At 62.2% G+C, this 15,897-nt stretch carries 16 protein-coding genes; 10 read left to right on the top strand and 6 right to left on the bottom strand.

The genetic code is table 11. The features are described from left to right. The first annotated feature begins 251 nt into the window (after positions 1–251). A complete protein-coding gene (locus J5M72_RS25585) occupies positions 252–1,484 on the top strand; it encodes an SAM-dependent methyltransferase (protein ID WP_207867668.1) in 1,233 nt (410 codons plus the stop codon). On the opposite strand, the gene J5M72_RS25590 is transcribed toward J5M72_RS25585, so the two are convergent. After that, positions 1,474–2,388 carry a DMT family transporter gene (locus J5M72_RS25590; protein ID WP_207867670.1) on the bottom strand — a complete coding sequence of 305 codons (915 nt, stop codon included), beginning with the start codon at positions 2,386–2,388 and terminating at the stop codon, positions 1,474–1,476. The genes J5M72_RS25585 and J5M72_RS25590 overlap by 11 nt on opposite strands. A gap of 169 nt (positions 2,389–2,557) precedes the next feature. Between J5M72_RS25590 and J5M72_RS25595 the strand changes: the two genes are divergently transcribed. Together J5M72_RS25595 and J5M72_RS25600 are read left to right on the top strand one after the other, a co-directional pair. Beyond that, a complete protein-coding gene (locus J5M72_RS25595; RefSeq protein ID WP_207867672.1) occupies positions 2,558–3,139 on the top strand; it encodes a DJ-1/PfpI family protein in 582 nt (193 codons plus the stop codon). A 22-nt stretch (positions 3,140–3,161) separates the two neighbouring features. Continuing rightward, positions 3,162–3,506: a YegP family protein gene (locus tag J5M72_RS25600; RefSeq protein ID WP_169429208.1), complete on the top strand. Its 345-nt coding sequence runs from the start codon at positions 3,162–3,164 to the stop codon at positions 3,504–3,506. A 61-nt stretch (positions 3,507–3,567) separates the two neighbouring features. On the opposite strand, the gene J5M72_RS25605 is transcribed toward J5M72_RS25600, so the two are convergent. Together J5M72_RS25605 and J5M72_RS25610 are read right to left on the bottom strand one after the other, a co-directional pair. Then, the gene (locus tag J5M72_RS25605; RefSeq protein WP_207867674.1) at positions 3,568–4,449 is read right to left on the bottom strand and encodes a dihydrodipicolinate synthase family protein; all 882 of its coding nucleotides are present in this window, start codon (positions 4,447–4,449) and stop codon (positions 3,568–3,570) included. A 26-nt stretch (positions 4,450–4,475) separates the two neighbouring features. Continuing rightward, on the bottom strand, positions 4,476–5,258 hold the full coding sequence (locus J5M72_RS25610) for an aldolase (RefSeq protein WP_207867676.1): 783 nt from the start codon (positions 5,256–5,258) through the stop codon (positions 4,476–4,478). Positions 5,259–5,366: 108 nt separating this feature from the next. On the opposite strand from J5M72_RS25610, the gene J5M72_RS25615 reads away from it, so the two are divergent. After that, positions 5,367–5,909 carry an XRE family transcriptional regulator gene (locus J5M72_RS25615; protein ID WP_169429211.1) on the top strand — a complete coding sequence of 181 codons (543 nt, stop codon included), beginning with the start codon at positions 5,367–5,369 and terminating at the stop codon, positions 5,907–5,909. Here J5M72_RS25615 and J5M72_RS25620 read toward each other — a convergent pair whose 3' ends face one another. After that, the gene (locus tag J5M72_RS25620) at positions 5,910–6,929 is read right to left on the bottom strand and encodes a DUF4917 family protein (protein ID WP_207867678.1); all 1,020 of its coding nucleotides are present in this window, start codon (positions 6,927–6,929) and stop codon (positions 5,910–5,912) included. It abuts the gene before it with no gap. A 155-nt stretch (positions 6,930–7,084) separates the two neighbouring features. Between J5M72_RS25620 and yiaY the strand changes: the two genes are divergently transcribed. Next, the gene (gene yiaY / locus J5M72_RS25625) at positions 7,085–8,233 is read left to right on the top strand and encodes an L-threonine dehydrogenase (RefSeq protein ID WP_207867680.1); all 1,149 of its coding nucleotides are present in this window, start codon (positions 7,085–7,087) and stop codon (positions 8,231–8,233) included. A 137-nt stretch (positions 8,234–8,370) separates the two neighbouring features. Here the strand turns inward: yiaY and J5M72_RS25630 are convergent, their stop codons facing one another. Continuing rightward, a complete protein-coding gene (locus J5M72_RS25630; RefSeq protein ID WP_207867682.1) occupies positions 8,371–9,606 on the bottom strand; it encodes an aminotransferase class I/II-fold pyridoxal phosphate-dependent enzyme in 1,236 nt (411 codons plus the stop codon). 233 nt (positions 9,607–9,839) lie between these two features. On the opposite strand from J5M72_RS25630, the gene J5M72_RS25635 reads away from it, so the two are divergent. The 4 genes from J5M72_RS25635 (at position 9,840) to J5M72_RS25650 (ending at position 14,381) form a co-directional block, all read left to right on the top strand. Continuing rightward, on the top strand, positions 9,840–10,748 hold the full coding sequence (locus J5M72_RS25635; RefSeq protein ID WP_207867684.1) for a LysR family transcriptional regulator: 909 nt from the start codon (positions 9,840–9,842) through the stop codon (positions 10,746–10,748). A gap of 103 nt (positions 10,749–10,851) precedes the next feature. Continuing rightward, complete coding sequence (locus J5M72_RS25640; protein ID WP_207867686.1) at positions 10,852–12,045, top strand: CaiB/BaiF CoA-transferase family protein; 1,194 nt, start codon at positions 10,852–10,854, stop codon at positions 12,043–12,045. Continuing rightward, positions 12,042–12,968: a hydroxymethylglutaryl-CoA lyase gene (locus tag J5M72_RS25645; protein ID WP_207867688.1), complete on the top strand. Its 927-nt coding sequence runs from the start codon at positions 12,042–12,044 to the stop codon at positions 12,966–12,968. Before J5M72_RS25640 ends, J5M72_RS25645 begins: the two co-directional genes overlap by 4 nt. A gap of 81 nt (positions 12,969–13,049) precedes the next feature. Further along, on the top strand, positions 13,050–14,381 hold the full coding sequence (locus tag J5M72_RS25650; RefSeq protein ID WP_207867690.1) for an MFS transporter: 1,332 nt from the start codon (positions 13,050–13,052) through the stop codon (positions 14,379–14,381). A gap of 32 nt (positions 14,382–14,413) precedes the next feature. Here the strand turns inward: J5M72_RS25650 and J5M72_RS25655 are convergent, their stop codons facing one another. After that, positions 14,414–14,902 (bottom strand): DMT family transporter, encoded by a 489-nt coding sequence (locus J5M72_RS25655; RefSeq protein WP_207867692.1) that lies wholly within the window; start codon positions 14,900–14,902, stop codon positions 14,414–14,416. 78 nt (positions 14,903–14,980) lie between these two features. Between J5M72_RS25655 and J5M72_RS25660 the strand changes: the two genes are divergently transcribed. Then, positions 14,981–15,892 (top strand): LysR family transcriptional regulator, encoded by a 912-nt coding sequence (locus J5M72_RS25660; protein ID WP_207867693.1) that lies wholly within the window; start codon positions 14,981–14,983, stop codon positions 15,890–15,892. Positions 15,893–15,897: the final 5 nt, after the last annotated feature.

Consider the following 15,897-nt stretch of genomic DNA (forward strand, 5'->3'; position numbering starts at 1 on the left):
AGACTAGCTGCACGGTAGACACCTCTTCCCAAGACACAGGCCATCTCCTTCGCGATGAGCAATGTGTCTATTTAAAAGTGTCCACCATGTCTCCGAACACCTGTCCACCATGTCTCCGGTACATACAGGGAGAGGGCTGGGGTGAGGGCCGCTTTTAAAAGCCGTTCGGTAAATAAGAGCGTGTCCCCAATCCCCATCCCCCCTAAACTAGCGTCCATTCCCGATTTGCCCGTCCGAGGCCGCTTTTTCCCATGTCCGTTACCGCTCCCTCCGCATCTGCCAAACCGGCGCCCGATCACCACGCCCGGTTCATCGAGCTGCTGCAAACCAGCCTCGAACAGAACGGCTTTATCAAACTGGTGCTGGCCAAGTACGTCGGCGAAGAAGCGGACCTGCAGCGGATCATCATCAAACCGGTGACGGTCAAGGCGCAGCCGTGCCTGTCGTTCGTCTATCGCTACAAGACCCGCGACATCACCAAGAATCTGCCGCTGGACGAAGCAGTGGCGACGATTGCCGGGCTGCTGCCGGCGGCGTTCAAAAATGCGCATTTGCTGGCGTTGACTGACGAAGCCCAGCTCGAATACAGCAAAAAGGGCAAGAGCTCGCTGTTCATGAGCAAGCCCCAGCAATTGCGTGAAGTGCCGTCTGCCGAGCATAACCGCGAGAAAAACCGCTTCCTCGACCTGAACCGACCGTTCCTCAAGGATCTGGGCGTCACCAACGCGCAACACGAGCTGATTCCAGCGATGTCGCGCAAGTGGAAGCAGATCAACAAGTTCATCGAAGTCTTCAGCCGTGCTTTGACTTCGTCACCGCTGGCTCTCGACAAACCGGTGCGGGTGGCGGATTTCGGTTCGGGCAAGGGTTACCTGACGTTCGCCATTCATGACTATCTGCGCAACACGTTGAAGGCCGAGGGCGAAGTCACCGGTGTCGAGCTGCGTGAAGAAATGGTCAACCTGTGCAACACCGCCGCGCAGAAGCTCGAACACCCGGGGCTGGTGTTCAAGTGCGGCGATGTGCGCAGTGTGGCGCCGAGCGAGCTGGACGTGATGATCGCCCTGCATGCCTGCGACATCGCCACCGATTATGCGATCCACACCGGCATCCGCTCCGGTGCCTCGATCATCATGTGCTCGCCGTGCTGCCACAAACAGATCCGCCTGCAGATCCAGAGCCCGGCGCTGCTCAAGCCGATGCTGCAATACGGCCTGCACCTGGGCCAGCAGGCGGAAATGGTCACCGACAGTTTGCGTGCGCTGTTCCTCGAAGCCTGCGGTTACGAGACCAAGGTGTTCGAGTTCATCTCCCTGGACCACACCAACAAGAACAAGATGATCCTCGCCGTGAAGCGCGCCGAGCCGGTGGACCCGACTCAGCTGCTGGTGAAGATCCAGGAATTGAAAGCGTTCTACCAGATCAGCGAGCACTGCCTCGAAACCCTGCTGCTCGCTGATGGCCTGCTGAAGCTCAAGGCTTGAGCTGAACCCCGGCCGGTAACGTGCCCGGTTGAGCCGGGCGCACCGCGGTCTTGCGCCCGAGCATCACCGTCGCGATCACCCCGCAGGCGAACAGCCAGGTGATCGGTTCCACGTGTTCGCCGAAGAACAGCGCGGAAAACGCGATGGTGAAGAAGATCTGCAACAACTGGATCTGACTGACCCGGGCAATGCCCCCCATGGCCAGCCCGGCGTACCAGGCGAAAAAGCCCAGGAACTGCGAAAACAGCGCGACGTAACCGAAGGCCCACCAGGTTTTCGCCGACACCGCGCCCTGATGCTGGAAACCCAGATACAGCACCGGGCCGATCAGCAGCGGCGTCGACAGCACCAGCGCCCAGCAGATCACTTGCCAGCCGCCCATCTCCCGGGCCAGACGCCCGCCCTCGGCATAACCGAGGCCGCCTACCGCGATCGCACCCAACATCAGCAAATCACCGGCCTGAATGCTGCCGGCGCCGGTATACAACGCATAGCCCAGCACCAGCGCACTGCCCAGCGCGGCACAGGCCCAGAAGGCTTTCGACGGACGTTCATGGGACAGCCACGCGGCATACAGCGCCACGCACAGCGGCTGCAAACCGTTGACCAGCGCGCCGTGGGACGCCGGCAAGGTCTGCATGGCCCAGGCCGACAGCACCGGAAAACCGAGAATCACCCCGGCGATCACCAAACTCAGGCCTTTGACCTGCTTCCAGGTCGGCCACTTTTCCCGTCGCCACAACAGCAGCGCCGCTGCCGGAATCGCCGCGAACAACGCACGGCCCAGGCCATTGAGCAGCGGGTGCAGTTCCTGCACCACGATGCGGGTGAAGGGCAGGGTAAGGCTGAAAATCACCACGCCGAGCAGGCCGAGGGCCATGCCGGTGTTTTCGCGCGAAGACATGAGGGCAACCAGATTCGAGGGTGGCAGGGAGATTCATTCATCTAGCCACAAACCACGGCAATCGGGCTGTTACAGCTGAGAGCAGAGTTATCCATACAGTTTGCGAACGCCATCGCGGTCCTTGGACTATTTTGAATACTCCTGTGCATTCACCAGAGGAGCCCTGCCCATGGCCGCGAAAAAGATTCTGATGCTGGTTGGCGATTACGTCGAAGACTACGAAGTGATGGTGCCGTTCCAGGCCCTGCAAATGGTCGGGCACACCGTCCACGCCGTGTGCCCGGACAAAGCCGCCGGCAAGACGGTGCGCACCGCAATTCATGACTTTGAAGGCGACCAGACCTACAGCGAGAAACCCGGGCATCTGTTTGCCCTGAACTTTGATTTCGCCAAGGTCGATGCCAAGGACTACGACGCACTGCTGGTACCCGGTGGCCGTGCGCCGGAATACCTGCGGCTGAACGAAAAAGTCCTGGAACTAGTGAGGGCTTTCGACAAGGCCGGCAAGCCGATTGCTGCCGTCTGTCACGGTGCGCAGCTGCTGGCGGCGGCGGGGATTCTCGAGGGACGCGAGTGCAGCGCCTATCCGGCCTGTGCCCCGGAAGTGCGTCTGGCCGGTGGCACCTACATCGACATCCCGGTCACGGACGGCCATGTCCAGGGCAATCTGGCCACGGCTCCCGCCTGGCCGGCGCACCCGAACTGGCTGGCCGGTTTCCTGGGGTTGCTTGGAACCAAAATCACCCTGTGACACATCGATAAGGAGAAACAGCATGTCCGGATGGTATGAGTTGAGCAAAAGCAGCAACGGCCAGTACAAGTTCGTGCTGAAAGCGGCGAATGCCGAAACCATTCTGACCAGCGAGCTGTACACCACCCGCACGGCCGCCGACAACGGCATCGCTTCGGTGCAGGTCAACAGCCCGCTGGACGAGCGCTACGAGAAGAAATCGACAAAGGACGGGCATCCGTATTTCAACCTCAAGGCTGCCAATCACCAGGTCATCGGCAGCAGCGAGTCCTACTCGTCCGACGCCGCGTGTGCCAAAGGCATCGCCGCCGTGAAGGCCAATGGGCCGACCAAGGTGATCAAGGATAAAACCCTGCCGGTGCTTTGAATCCAGCACAAAACCCTGTGAGAGCGAGGTTGATCCCACAGGGTTGGTGTGTACGTTGAACTCAGCTCAGGGTTTTGAGAATGGCCTGCAACTGATTGCGCCCGGCCTCGCTCAGCGGGAACACCGGCAACCGCGGATCGCCGACTTCCAGATCGGTCAGTCGCAGCCCGGCCTTGATCGTCGCCGGCAAGCCGCCCTTGAGGATGAAGTCCAGCAGCGGCAACTGGCGGTAGAACAGCTCACGCGCCTTGCCCAGATCCCCCGCCAGCGTGGCTTCGTACAAATCCAGGTTGAGTTGCGCAATCAGGTTCGGCGCCGCCGTGCACCAGCCTTTCGCCCCGGCGGCGAACGCTTCCAGCGCCAGCGGATTGCAGCCGTTGTAGAACGGCACCCGGCCTTCGCCGAGCAGTTGCAGCTTGTGCATGCGCTGGATGTCGCCGGTGCTCTCCTTGACCATGGTCACGTTTTCCACGCCGTTGACGATGCGCAGGATCAGCTCCACCGACATGTCGGTGCCGCTGGTGGCCGGGTTGTTGTAGAGCATGATCGGCACGCCGATGCTGTCGCCGATGGCGCGGTAATGCGCAAGGATCTCCGCTTCGGTGAGCTTCCAGTAGGACGCCGGCAGCACCATCACCACGTCGGCGCCGTGAGCTTCGGCAAAGCGTGCGCGACGCACCGCTTTGGCGGTGGTCAGGTCGGATACGCTGACCACGGTCGGCACCCGTTTGGCCACGTGTTTGATGCTGAACTCGGCGACCTGATCCCACTCCGCATCGCTCAGGTAAGCGCCTTCGCCGGTGCTGCCCAGCGGGGCGATGGCGTGGACGCCGCCGGCGATCAGCCGGTCGATCGAACGGCCGAGGGCCGGCAGGTCAACGCCTTCGCCGTTGGCGCCGAACGGGGTGATGGTGTAGCCGATGATGCCGTGAATGTTGGACATGTGAGTGCTCCGCAAGGATGAGGTGTTCAGTTCAGGCAATCGGCGTGCTGACGCAGGTTCTGCCGGGCGTAGTAGTTGAATGCAGCGGCGTGGCGTTTGGGTTTCGAGACCCAGTCATGGGCCTCGCGACCCAGCTCGGGGATGATCGGCTTGATCGTCCCGGCAGCCATCGCCAGCAATTGCAGCTTGGCGGCGCGCTCGATCAGTTGCGCGATGACACAGGCTTCCTCGATGGTTGTGCCGGTGGACAGCTGCCCGTGGTGGGAAAGCAGGATCGCCCGTTTGTCGCCCAACGCACCGGCAATCAACTCGCCTTCTTCGTTGCCCACCGGCACACCCGGCCAGCCTTCAAGGAACGCGCAATCGTCGTACAGCGGGCACAGGTCCATGTGGGAAATCTGCAGCGGCACTTCCAGCATCGACAGCGCGGCAATGTGCGTCGGGTGAGTGTGAATGATGCAGTTCACGTCCGGCCGGGCGCGGTACACCCAGCTGTGGAAGCGGTTGGCCGGGTTGGCCATGCCGTGGCCTTCGAGCACTTCCAGGTCTTCGTTGACCAAAAGCAGATTGCTCGCGGTGATTTCGTCGAAACCCAGGCCCAGTTGCTGCGTGTAGTAAGTACCCGGCTGAGGGCCACGGGCGGTGATCTGCCCGGCGAGGCCCGAATCGTGGCCGTTCTCGAACAGGATCCGGCAGGTCAGGGCCAGCTTTTGCCGGTCCGTCCACGTATTATCCGCCAGGTTTTTTTGCATCTGGGTCAGCGCTTGCTTGACCAGTTGGTCTTTGGGTAGTGCTAATGTCTTGGCCATATCCGTGTCCTGTGGTGGTTGCCATGGATGACACTTATGAGGCTATATGACACTTTGTGTCATTGGCAAGGACAAATCGTCTTTCCTTTGCTGGATTAATCGCTTCGCATGTCTATCCGTTTGAAATTATTGAGAAAAAAACTTGGCGTAACCCTTGAGGCGCTGGCCGAGAAATCCGGCATGACCAAGAGTTATCTGTCGAAGGTCGAGCGCGGGTTGAACACGCCGTCGATTGCCGCCGCGCTGAAACTGGCCAAGGCGCTGAACGTGAAAGTCGAAGAGCTGTTCTCCGAAGACAACGTCAGCCTCGACAGCTACAGCCTGGTGCGCAGCCACGAACGTCAGTCCCTGGCGGCCAACGATCACAGCCCGGGTTACGCGGTGCTGGCCCATCAGGTCAGTGAACGCAGCCTGCTGCCGTTCATCATCTATCCGCCGACTGAATTCACCGACAAGACCTTCAAGGAACACTTGGGTGAGGAGTTTTTGTTCGTTCACGAAGGCCGGGTCGAAGTGGACTTCATGAACGAACGGGTGTTGCTGGAGCGGGGGGACGCGCTGCACTTCAATGCGCAGAAACCGCACCGGATCCGCTCGGTGGGCGAGGAGCAGGCGCAGTTACTGGTGGTGGTGCACAGCCGCGAGGAGTGATCAGACCTCGACCGGCACCGACAGCTTTGGATTGCCCAACGCATGGCTCTTCGAGTCATAGAACCGCAATCGGGCGCCCGTGCCCTCGAACACCTTCGCGTAGTGGCGCTTCTGGTGCTGGATGAACGCCGCGCTGCGCGGGTAGATCGAGATCGCCACGGTCTTCGGTTTCGCCAGCCGCAGCGCCCGGACTATGTGCGCATCCTGCTCGCCCAGGGCATGGCCGAAGATGCACAGGTTGTCGCCGTGCGCGAGCAACTGGTCATAGCAGAACGACAGGTAATCGGAACTGCGGATGGTCTTGAGCTTGTCCGCGCTCGGCCCTTCGTTGACGAACAGTGGCACGTCATCGAGGGTCTTGATCGTGTTGTTGATCGCGAAACTGCCCAGCAGCGTGCCCTCGGTGGCGGTCAGTTTGCGGGCGGTGCCGTCCTGGTTGCGTACCAGATGCAGGCCGCCGTGCAGGTACAGCAAACGTGGTTTGTCAGTGCTGCTTTCGCACAGATCGAAGCTGGCGTCGGGGCCGTTGAACAGGTCGTCGATGGCCTCGCCCTGGTGTTGCAGGGCCCAGTAGTTGAGCAGGTCGTAATTGGTGGTGAACACCGTGCGGTAACTCGCCAGTTCGCGGTTAAGAATGCTCAGGGTCGAGGCTTCGACCAGTCGCCACGGAATGTGCAAATCGTGGACGGCGTTGATCAGCGCCTCCTTGATCGCGTAGTAGCGATTGCGCGGCGCGGCCGAGCTGACGGCCAGTGCCTTGTTGACCCGGCTGGTGGTTTTCAGCGCGCCGAGCACCTGCTCGAAGCTGCGCGTGTGCAGGGCGTCGAACACGCTCAGTTCCGACGGGCTCAACGGTTTTTCTTCCACCGTGCGGGCGTTTTCGAACAGCGAGTCGTAGCCGAAATCGTCCCACACCGCGCGACTGGCGCCGTTGCCCAGCAGCAGGCCACTGAAGTCGGTGGTGGCGCGCAACGCGTTCCAGTCTTCGAGTGTGGCGTCGACATCCAGAAAATCGGTCATTGCAGGGCACGTCTCAAAACAAAGGGGCAGATGGACGGCGACTTTATCACGAGCGGGCATTGAGCCAGATCAACATCCGCCGTGACCGATCAGTCGATCCTTTGCGCACCCGCCGAATTGCAAGCGTCGATTCGGCCCCAGTCAGGAGACGCGCCATGAGCAGCACCTTTTTCATTCCCGCGGTCAACATCATGGGCAGCGGCTGCCTTGATGAAGCCATGAATGCGATCCGCAACTACGGTTTTCGCAAGGCGCTGATCGTCACCGACGCCGGTCTGGCCAAGGCCGGTGTGGCGACGATGATTGCCGAGAAACTGGCGATGCAGGACATCGATTCGGTGATCTTCGACGGCGCCAAGCCCAACCCGAGCACCGCCAACGTCGAGTCAGGCCTGGCGCTGCTCAAGGAGAGTCGTTGCGACTTCGTCGTCTCCCTCGGCGGTGGCTCGCCCCACGACTGCGCCAAAGGCATCGCCTTGTGCGCCACCAACGGCGGGCAGATCCGCGACTACGAAGGTGTCGATCAATCGACCAAGCCGCAACTGCCGCTGATCGCCATCAACACCACCGCCGGCACCGCCAGCGAAATGACCCGTTTCTGCATTATCACCGACGAAACCCGCCACGTGAAAATGGCCATCGTCGACCGCAACGTCACGCCGCTGCTGTCGGTCAACGACCCGGCGCTGATGGTCGCCATGCCGAAAAGCCTGACCGCCGCCACCGGCATGGACGCGCTGACCCATGCGATCGAAGCCTACGTGTCCACCGCTGCCAATCCGATCACCGACGCCTGCGCGCTGAAAGCGATGACCCTGATCAGCAACAACCTGCGTTTGGCGGTACGCGACGGCAGTGACCTGGCCGCACGGGAAAACATGGCGTATGCGCAATTCCTCGCGGGCATGGCGTTCAACAATGCGTCCCTCGGCTACGTGCATGCGATGGCGCACCAGTTGGGCGGTTTCTACGATTTGCCTCACGGGGTGTGCAACGCGGTGTTGTTGCCCCATGTGCAGACGTTCAACGCATCGGTCTGCGCCGATCGCCTCACCGATGTGGCCCACGCCATGGGTGCCGACATTCGCGGCTTCAGTCCGGAGGAGGGCGCGCAGGCGGCGATTGCCGCGATCCGTTGTCTGGCCAAAGACGTCGACATCCCCGGTGGCTTGCGTGACCTTGGTGCCAAGTGCACCGACATCCCGGTACTCGCGGCCAACGCCCTGAAAGACGCCTGCGGTTTCACCAACCCACGGGCGGCGGATCAACGGCAGATCGAAGAGATTTTCCGCAGCGCGTTTTAAGCGGACTGACGATCGGGCGTGAGCCTCGTGCAGAGCACCACGCCCAACGCCAGGACGCAGCACAGCAGCGCCAACGGCCACGGTCGAGCAGGTAACAAGCAGGATGAGGCTGGGGTTCATGAGTCGTCCGTGAAGGTTCAGCGGTGGCGATGGCCGCTGTGAGTCAGTAACAGTCCGGTGATCAAATCACAGAAGTGATGGATCAGTGTCGATGCCATGTCGGCGCGCAGGGTCACGCGGATCGCGGCCTTGCCTTGGGCCACTACCGGGAAAAACACCGCGCTGGTGAAAAAGCCGTGTTCGGCCAGTTCAATGGCGATTCGATTGGCCAGAGCGGCCTCGCCGCAGTTGATCAGGCGGATGGCCATGGGGCTGCCGTGCTGTTCGGTGCTCAAGAGGCTGTCGAACAGGCGAATATTGGCCTGGAGCCGAACCTGCAAGGCGCGCAGTTCGGCACTGCGATGCAACTGGATCGACGCAAGGCCCGCGCCGATGGCCGCGCAATTGAGGCTTTGCGACCAGTTGCTCGGCCCGCCGTAACGCTGGATCAACTTCCTCTGCCGCTCATTCCCGAGCATCACCAGACCACCGCTGGCCCCGAACGATTTGGCCAGCGAAGCGACGATCAGGCAATCCTCTTCCAGCGCCGGCATTCTTGGCCGTACAAGACCGGCGCCGTTGCTGCCGACCACCGACAGCGCGTGGGAATCATCGAGGTAAAGAAACAGGCCATAACGTTCCTTCAGGTACAGCAGACCGTCCAGATTGGCCACGCCGCCCATGCTGTAGGCCCCGTCGGCTATGTAGGCGACGGCGGTATGACGCTGGCACACCGATTCGAGAAAATCCATGTCGTTGTGGGGGCAGGTCAATACCTGGGTTTCGTCGGCGCAACTGGCTTTCAAGTGATTCATCGAATAATGCGCCAGGCGATCGAACACCATCACCGGCGGGCGGTTCTGGGTGAATACGCCGCTGGCCAGCAACGGCAGGATTCCGGCACTCGCGGCGCTGCAGGACAGACTGCTCAGGCACACAGCGCCGAACAGTTCCGACAGTTCGCTTTCGTAATGATCGAGCAGCGCCAGCTTGCAGCGGTTCTTCGAGTTGGCAACGCGCAGCGTGCCGGTTTCACGCAGCGCTGTGATAGCCCCCTCAAGCAGTGCGGGATGGTGATCGAGGCCCAGATAGGACGAGGTGCAAAAGTGATGGAGAGAGCGCCCGTGCTGATCGAGCCAGTGATTACAGCCTTTGACCTCGACGTTGAGGGCGGCGATTTTTCCAGCCTCCGCAGCCTCCCAATCGTGGTCTGCCAAAGCGATGACTTTGCGGTAATTGGAGAAAGTGTTGGCGGATTCCGACAGGTGATTCACAGGCAGCTCTCCTTGAGCAGGGCAATCCATGGGGTGTTGCAAATTGTGTGTGTTGCCAGACTTTACAGAGAGCCAGGCCAGGCCAGAATCGGATCCCTCCGCAAGTACTGAGCGATTTTGGAGTTTTGCTCGTAGGGCGCTACCGGAAAAGTTTGTAAGGCAATTGAGTGTCTGTCCGAAGAGCAATCCCGGCTATTCTGCCGACACAAACGACCCACGTTATCGAGCTTGCCATGCTGCAAAAAAGCCTGATCCGCCGCCTCGACCTGATCACCCTGCAACTGTTCGTCGCCGTCCACGAGGAAGGCACGCTGACCCGTGCCGCTTCCCGCGAGGCGATTGCCGTGTCGGCGGCGAGCAAGCGCTTGATGGAGCTGGAGGAAGCACTGGGCATCAGCCTGTTCGTGCGTCAGGCCAAAGGCATGACCCTGACCCCGGCCGGCGAAACCCTGTTGCACCACGCCCGGCAGATGTTGTTCAACGTCGAGAAAATGGGCCTTGAACTGGGCGAGCACAGCCACGGCGTGCGCGGCTATGTGCGGATGCTGGCGAACCTGTCGGCGATCATTCAGTTTCTCCCCGAAGACCTGCGCGATTTCACTGCGCAACAGCCGCAGGTCAAGACCGATCTGGAAGAGCGGCCCAGCGCCGGCGTGGTTCAGGGCGTGCTCGATGGCGTGGCGGATCTGGGCATCTGTTCCAGTGACAGCGACATCAAAGGCCTGCACAGCGTGCGCTATCGCCGCGACAAACTGGTGGTGGTGATGCTGCCCGAACATCCGTTGGCGGTGCGTGAATCCGTGGCCTTCAGCGAAACCCTCGACAGCGATTACGTCGGCCTGCATGCCGCCAGTTCGATCAACATGCGCACCCATGCCGCTGCGCGACAGGCCGGCAAGGTGTTGCGAATCCGCATTCATGTTCCGGGCTTCGATGCGGTGTGCCGGATGGTCCAGGCCAACATGGGCATCGGCATCCTGCCGCAGCGCGCTTATGAGTTATTCGGTCGGGCGCTGGGGCTGCACGCGGTGCCGCTGACCGATGGCTGGTCGGATCGCGACCTGATCGTGGTGGTGCGTGACGAGGCCGGGTTGTCGCCGGTGAGCCGGATCCTGTTCGAGCATTTGCGCGCAGCCAGCTGAGCGTTCGCGTTTGGCGAACGGCCGTTGCCGAGTGACGGCTGGATCGCAGCCATGACGTTCCTCTAGCCTTGGCCGCAATTCCAAGAACAAGAGGTACCCCGCGATGACTGCCCCTTTGAGTGCGATCAAAGTGATCGAAATCGGCACCCTGATCGCCGCGCCGTTTGCCGCGCGCATGCTCGCCGAGTTCGGCGCCGAAGTGATCAAGATCGAAGCCATGGGGCAGGGCGACCCGCTGCGCAAATGGCGCAAGCTGCACGAAGGGACGTCACTGTGGTGGTACCTGCAGGCGCGCAACAAGAAATCCCTGGCGCTCAATCTGAAGTCGGCCGAAGGCATCGAGCTGGTCAGGCAATTGGCGTGCGATGCCGACGTGATCATCGAAAACCTGCGCCCCGGCGCCCTGGAAAAACTCGGCCTGGGCTGGGACGTGCTGCACGCGCTCAACCCCAATCTGACCCTGGTGCGCATTTCCGGCTACGGCCAGACCGGCCCTTACCGTGACCGCCCCGGTTTCGGTGCGATCGGCGAGGCCATGGGCGGCATTCGCTACACCACCGGCACCCCCGGTTCGCCCCCGGCGCGGGTCGGCGTCAGCCTCGGCGATTCGCTGGCTTCACTGCATGCGGTGATCGGTGCACTGATGTCGCTGCTGCGGGTCAAGACCGGGCAGGGCGGCGGGCAGGTTGTCGATGTGTCGCTGGCCGAAAGCGTGTTCAACGTCATGGAAAGCCTGGTGCCGGAATACGACATGCTCGGCCATGTCCGCGAACGCAGCGGCGGCGCGTTGCCGGGCATCGCACCCTCCAACACCTACCTCACGGCCGATGGCGCCTACGTGGTGATCGCCGGCAACAGCGACCCGATCTACAAGCGCCTGATGCAGGTCATCGGTCGGGATGATCTGGCCGAAGCCGAAGAGTTCGCCCACAACGACGGTCGTGCCGCGAAGAGTGGACTGCTCGATGCCGCCATCACCCACTGGACCAGCAGCCTGCCGATCCATGACGTACTGGCCGCACTGGAAGCCGCCGAAGTGCCGGCCGGCCGCATCTACTCGGTAGCCGACATCGTTGCCGATCCGCACTATCAGGCCCGGGACATGTTGCTCGACGCCGCGTTGCCCGGCGGGGCGACGGTGAAGATGCCGGGCATCGTGCCCAAACTCTCGGAGACCCCCGGCGGGGTGAACTGGTCGGGCCCCGGCCTCGGCCAGCACACCGATACCATCCTCGCCGGTCTGGGCCTGACCGCTTCGGACATCGAACGCCTGAAAAGCCAGGGGGTGGTGCAATGATCAGCGATTACTCGCAGACCCTGATCGTCCAGGAAGTCTCGCCCCGGGACGGCCTGCAGATCGAGCCGACCTGGGTCGAGACCGAAGACAAGATCGCCCTGATCGATCAACTGTCCCGGGCCGGATTCCGCCGCATCGAGGCCGGCTCGTTCGTCTCGCCGAAAGCGATCCCGGCCCTGCGCGATGGCGAGCAGGTGTTCAAGGGTATCCGGCGCCAGCCGGGGGTGATTTATGTCGCGCTGATTCCCAACCTCAAAGGCGCGCAACGGGCGCTGGAGTCCGGGGCCGATGAACTGAACCTGGTGATGTCCGCCAGCCAGACCCACAACCTGGCGAACATGCGCATGCGGTGCGAAGCCTCGCTGGCGGCGTTCGGCGAGATCGTGACCTTTGCCAGCGGCTCGGGCGTGCGGCTCAACGGCAGCATCGCGACGACGTTTGGTTGCCCGTTCGAGGGCAGGATCGACGAAGACCGCGTGCTGCAAATCGTCGAGGCCTATCAGGCACTCGGCATTCAGGGCATCACCCTGGCCGACACCACCGGCATGGCCAATCCGCGACAGGTCGACCGACTGGTGCGACGGGTGTTGCAGCGGGTTTCGGCGGCGGATCTGACCCTGCACTTTCACAACACCCGAGGCCTGGGATTGTGCAATGTGCTGGCGGCTTACGAAGCGGGCGCCCGGCGTTTCGACGCGGCGCTGGGCGGGCTAGGCGGCTGTCCGTTCGCGCCCGGTGCCTCGGGCAACATCTGCACCGAAGACCTGGTGAACCTCTGCGACGAAGTCGGCATTCGCACCGGCATCGATCTGCCGTTGCTGCTGAAACTGTCCCGTGGACTGCCCGCGCTGCTGGGTCATGAAGTGCCCGGTCAACTGGCCAAGGCCGGACGCAATTGCGATCTGCACCCGATTCCCGGCTGATTTCACACGCTCACTGACAACCCCCGAACCAGACAACAAAAACAATCGGACGCCCACCGGCAGTCCGCCTGGAGAAAAACTATGAGCCTCAATGTAATGGAGGCGGGCGCAAGCTCGTCCGTCGATCACGACGCCGAAAAAGCCCTGGTCAGCAAGGTCGCCTGGCGCCTGATGCCGCTGATCATGGTCTGCTACCTGTTCGCCTTCTTCGACCGCATCAACATCAGCTTCGCCAAGTTCCAGTTGCAGGCCGACCTGAGCCTGAGCGACACCGCTTACGGTCTCGGTGCCGGGCTGTTCGTGGTCGGTTACGTGCTGTTCGAAGTACCGAGCAACATGATGCTGTACAAGGTCGGCGCGCGGCGCTGGATCGCCCGGATCATGATGTCCTGGGGCGTGGCGACGGCACTGATGGTATTCGTCAACAGCGAATGGCAGTTCTACGTGCTGCGCTTTCTGATCGGCGCGATGGAGGCCGGTTTCGCCCCCGGCGTGCTTTATTACCTGACGCTGTGGTTCCCGCAGCATTTTCGTGGCCGCATCACCTCGATGCTGTTCCTGGCCTCGGCGTTTGCCGGGCTGGTCGGTGCGCCGTTCTCCGGACTGGTGCTGGAACACCTCGACGGCGTGCTGCAAATGCGCGGCTGGCACTGGTTGTTTCTGCTCGGTGGCGTGCCGTGCGTCGGGCTGGGTTTCCTGGTGCTGACCTTGCTCAAGGACCGCATCGAGGACGCTCACTGGCTGACCCCGGAAGAGAAAAAACTGCTGGCCAGCCGAATCGCCCATCACGAACCGCACAAGAGCGGCGGCTCGTTGCTGGCGGCGCTGAAGATTCCCGGTTTCCTGACCCTGGGGCTGATCTACTTCCTGATCCAGGTCGCGTCCTACGGCCTGAATTTCTGGGCCCCGCAACTGATCCGCAGTGCCGGCACCGAGAGCCCGGTGATGATCGGCCTGCTGACCTCAATCCCGTATATCTGCGGTGCGATCAGCATGGTGGTGATCGGTCGTCTGTCCGATGCCACGGGTGAGCGGCGCAAGTTTGTCGCGGGGCTGGTGATCGTCGGCGCTATCGGGTTCTTCAGCGCGGGGATTTTCGCCAGTCACACCACCTTCCTGATCGTCGCCCTTGGATTGCTGGGCGCCGGGATCATCGCGTCGATTCCGAGCTTCTGGACCCTGCCACCGAAGTTGCTGGCCGGCGCCGGGGCCGGTGCGGCGGGCGGGATTGCGGTGATCAACACCCTGGGCCAGTTCGGCGGCATCGTCAGCCCGGTGATGGTCGGCCGGATCAGGGACCTGACCGGCAGCACCACGCCGGCGCTGTATGTCATCGGCGTGGCGGCGCTGATCGCGGCGGCGTTGCTGCTGTGGGGGCTGCCGCAGAAACTGCGCACGCTGGACAAGTACTGAGGTGTCGGGCTGGTCGTGCCGATAGCGCACGATCAGCCCGCCGATGCCATGGACTTGGAAGCCGAGTCGCCAAACTGGATCAGCACCACTCCCGCCATCAACAACAGCGCGCCGAACAGGCGCGGCAATGTCAGGTGTTTCTCTACCAGCCCGAACAGGCCGAAATGATCCAGCACGATTGATGTGATCATTTGCCCGGTCAGGGCCAGCGCCAGAAATCCCGAAGCCCCCAGCTTCGGCAGCAACACCACCGCCAGCGCCACGAAGCACACTCCGAACGCTCCGCCGGTCCACATCCACAGCGGCAGCTTGCCGAGCGGGGCCAGCGACGGCAGTGGCAAGCGCAGGACGACAATCACCGGCAACAACACCAGCACGCTCACCACCAGCGAGGTGAGCGTCGCCCACAGCGGATGCCCCAACCCCCGTGCCAGATTGATGTTGATCGCACTCTGAAACGGCACCACCGCCCCGGCGAATACCGCCAAAAGCAGCAATCCGACCCACTGCATCGTTCCCATGATCGTTCTCCGGCAAGGTTTTGCTGGACTCTAGGATATTCGTCGCGCAGATTTAAATTCTGTTTTGGTATCCGGAACATGCATCGAATGAATGATCTGCGCCGCATCGACCTCAACCTGCTGGTGATCCTCGACGCCTTGCTCGGCGAGCAACACGTGACCCGCGCCGCCGAACGCCTGCACCTGAGTCAACCGGCGGTCAGCCACGCGTTGGCGCGTCTGCGCGACTTGCTGGGTGATCCATTGTTGGTGCGTGCCGGTTCGGGGCTGGTCCCCACCGCGCGGGCGCTGGAGCTGGCGGCGCCACTGGCCGAAATTCTGGCCCAGGTGCAATCGCTGCTGGCGCCGAATACCTTCGACCCGGCCAGCGCCCGTCGGACCTTTCGCATCGCGATGTCGGACTACGGCGCGGCGATCATCCTGCCCGGCCTGATTCGCACCCTGTGCACCGAAGCGCCGGGCATTGATCTGCAAATCAGCCATGCCAGCCGCGAAGGCATGGTCGAAGGCCTGCTTAACGGCGACATCGACCTCGCCGCCGGCGTGCTCCCCGAATTGCCTGGCGAACTGCGCAGCACACCGCTGTTCGAGGAGCGCTACGTCTGCCTCCTGGATCGCCAGAGCCTTCCCGCCGGAGGTGTTCTCGACCTGCCAACCTATCTCTCCCGTCCCCATGTCTTGCTGGAAATGCGCGGCAGCGGCACCCCGGAAATCGAACGCACCCTGACCGCCCTGCGCGAACGCCGCCGCGTCGCGGTCAGCCTGCCGCACTGGAGCGTTGCGCCGCGGTTCATCAGTGGCACGGATCTGATCCTGACCGTGGCTTCGCGGGCGTTGAATGAGGTGGGTGACGAATCGCTGATCGTCGTGCCGCCGCCGTTTGAAATTGCGCCGTTCACGTTTGTGTCGGCATGGCACAAGCGGCGGGGCGGGGATCAGGCGTTGAACTGGTTGAATCGGCGGATCGGGGAGGGGATAGTGCGCGACTGAAAAAC

It is taken from the genome of Pseudomonas sp. 58(2021), assembly GCF_017491585.1.
Classification (GTDB): domain Bacteria; phylum Pseudomonadota; class Gammaproteobacteria; order Pseudomonadales; family Pseudomonadaceae; genus Aquipseudomonas; species Aquipseudomonas fluorescens_BT.

What these genes read in the sequence shown, in the direction of transcription:
- J5M72_RS25585 (WP_207867668.1), top strand. Translation starts at nt 252, where the DNA reads ATGTCCGTTACCGCTCCCTCCGCATCTGCCAAACCGGCGCCCGATCAC.
- J5M72_RS25590 (WP_207867670.1), bottom strand. Translation starts at nt 2,388, where the DNA reads ATGTCTTCGCGCGAAAACACCGGCATGGCCCTCGGCCTGCTCGGCGTG.
- J5M72_RS25595 (WP_207867672.1), top strand. Translation starts at nt 2,558, where the DNA reads ATGGCCGCGAAAAAGATTCTGATGCTGGTTGGCGATTACGTCGAAGAC.
- J5M72_RS25600 (WP_169429208.1), top strand. Translation starts at nt 3,162, where the DNA reads ATGTCCGGATGGTATGAGTTGAGCAAAAGCAGCAACGGCCAGTACAAG.
- J5M72_RS25605 (WP_207867674.1), bottom strand. Translation starts at nt 4,449, where the DNA reads ATGTCCAACATTCACGGCATCATCGGCTACACCATCACCCCGTTCGGC.
- J5M72_RS25610 (WP_207867676.1), bottom strand. Translation starts at nt 5,258, where the DNA reads ATGGCCAAGACATTAGCACTACCCAAAGACCAACTGGTCAAGCAAGCG.
- J5M72_RS25615 (WP_169429211.1), top strand. Translation starts at nt 5,367, where the DNA reads ATGTCTATCCGTTTGAAATTATTGAGAAAAAAACTTGGCGTAACCCTT.
- J5M72_RS25620 (WP_207867678.1), bottom strand. Translation starts at nt 6,929, where the DNA reads ATGACCGATTTTCTGGATGTCGACGCCACACTCGAAGACTGGAACGCG.
- yiaY (WP_207867680.1), top strand. Translation starts at nt 7,085, where the DNA reads ATGAGCAGCACCTTTTTCATTCCCGCGGTCAACATCATGGGCAGCGGC.
- J5M72_RS25635 (WP_207867684.1), top strand. Translation starts at nt 9,840, where the DNA reads ATGCTGCAAAAAAGCCTGATCCGCCGCCTCGACCTGATCACCCTGCAA.
- J5M72_RS25640 (WP_207867686.1), top strand. Translation starts at nt 10,852, where the DNA reads ATGACTGCCCCTTTGAGTGCGATCAAAGTGATCGAAATCGGCACCCTG.
- J5M72_RS25645 (WP_207867688.1), top strand. Translation starts at nt 12,042, where the DNA reads ATGATCAGCGATTACTCGCAGACCCTGATCGTCCAGGAAGTCTCGCCC.
- J5M72_RS25650 (WP_207867690.1), top strand. Translation starts at nt 13,050, where the DNA reads ATGAGCCTCAATGTAATGGAGGCGGGCGCAAGCTCGTCCGTCGATCAC.
- J5M72_RS25655 (WP_207867692.1), bottom strand. Translation starts at nt 14,902, where the DNA reads ATGGGAACGATGCAGTGGGTCGGATTGCTGCTTTTGGCGGTATTCGCC.
- J5M72_RS25660 (WP_207867693.1), top strand. Translation starts at nt 14,981, where the DNA reads ATGCATCGAATGAATGATCTGCGCCGCATCGACCTCAACCTGCTGGTG.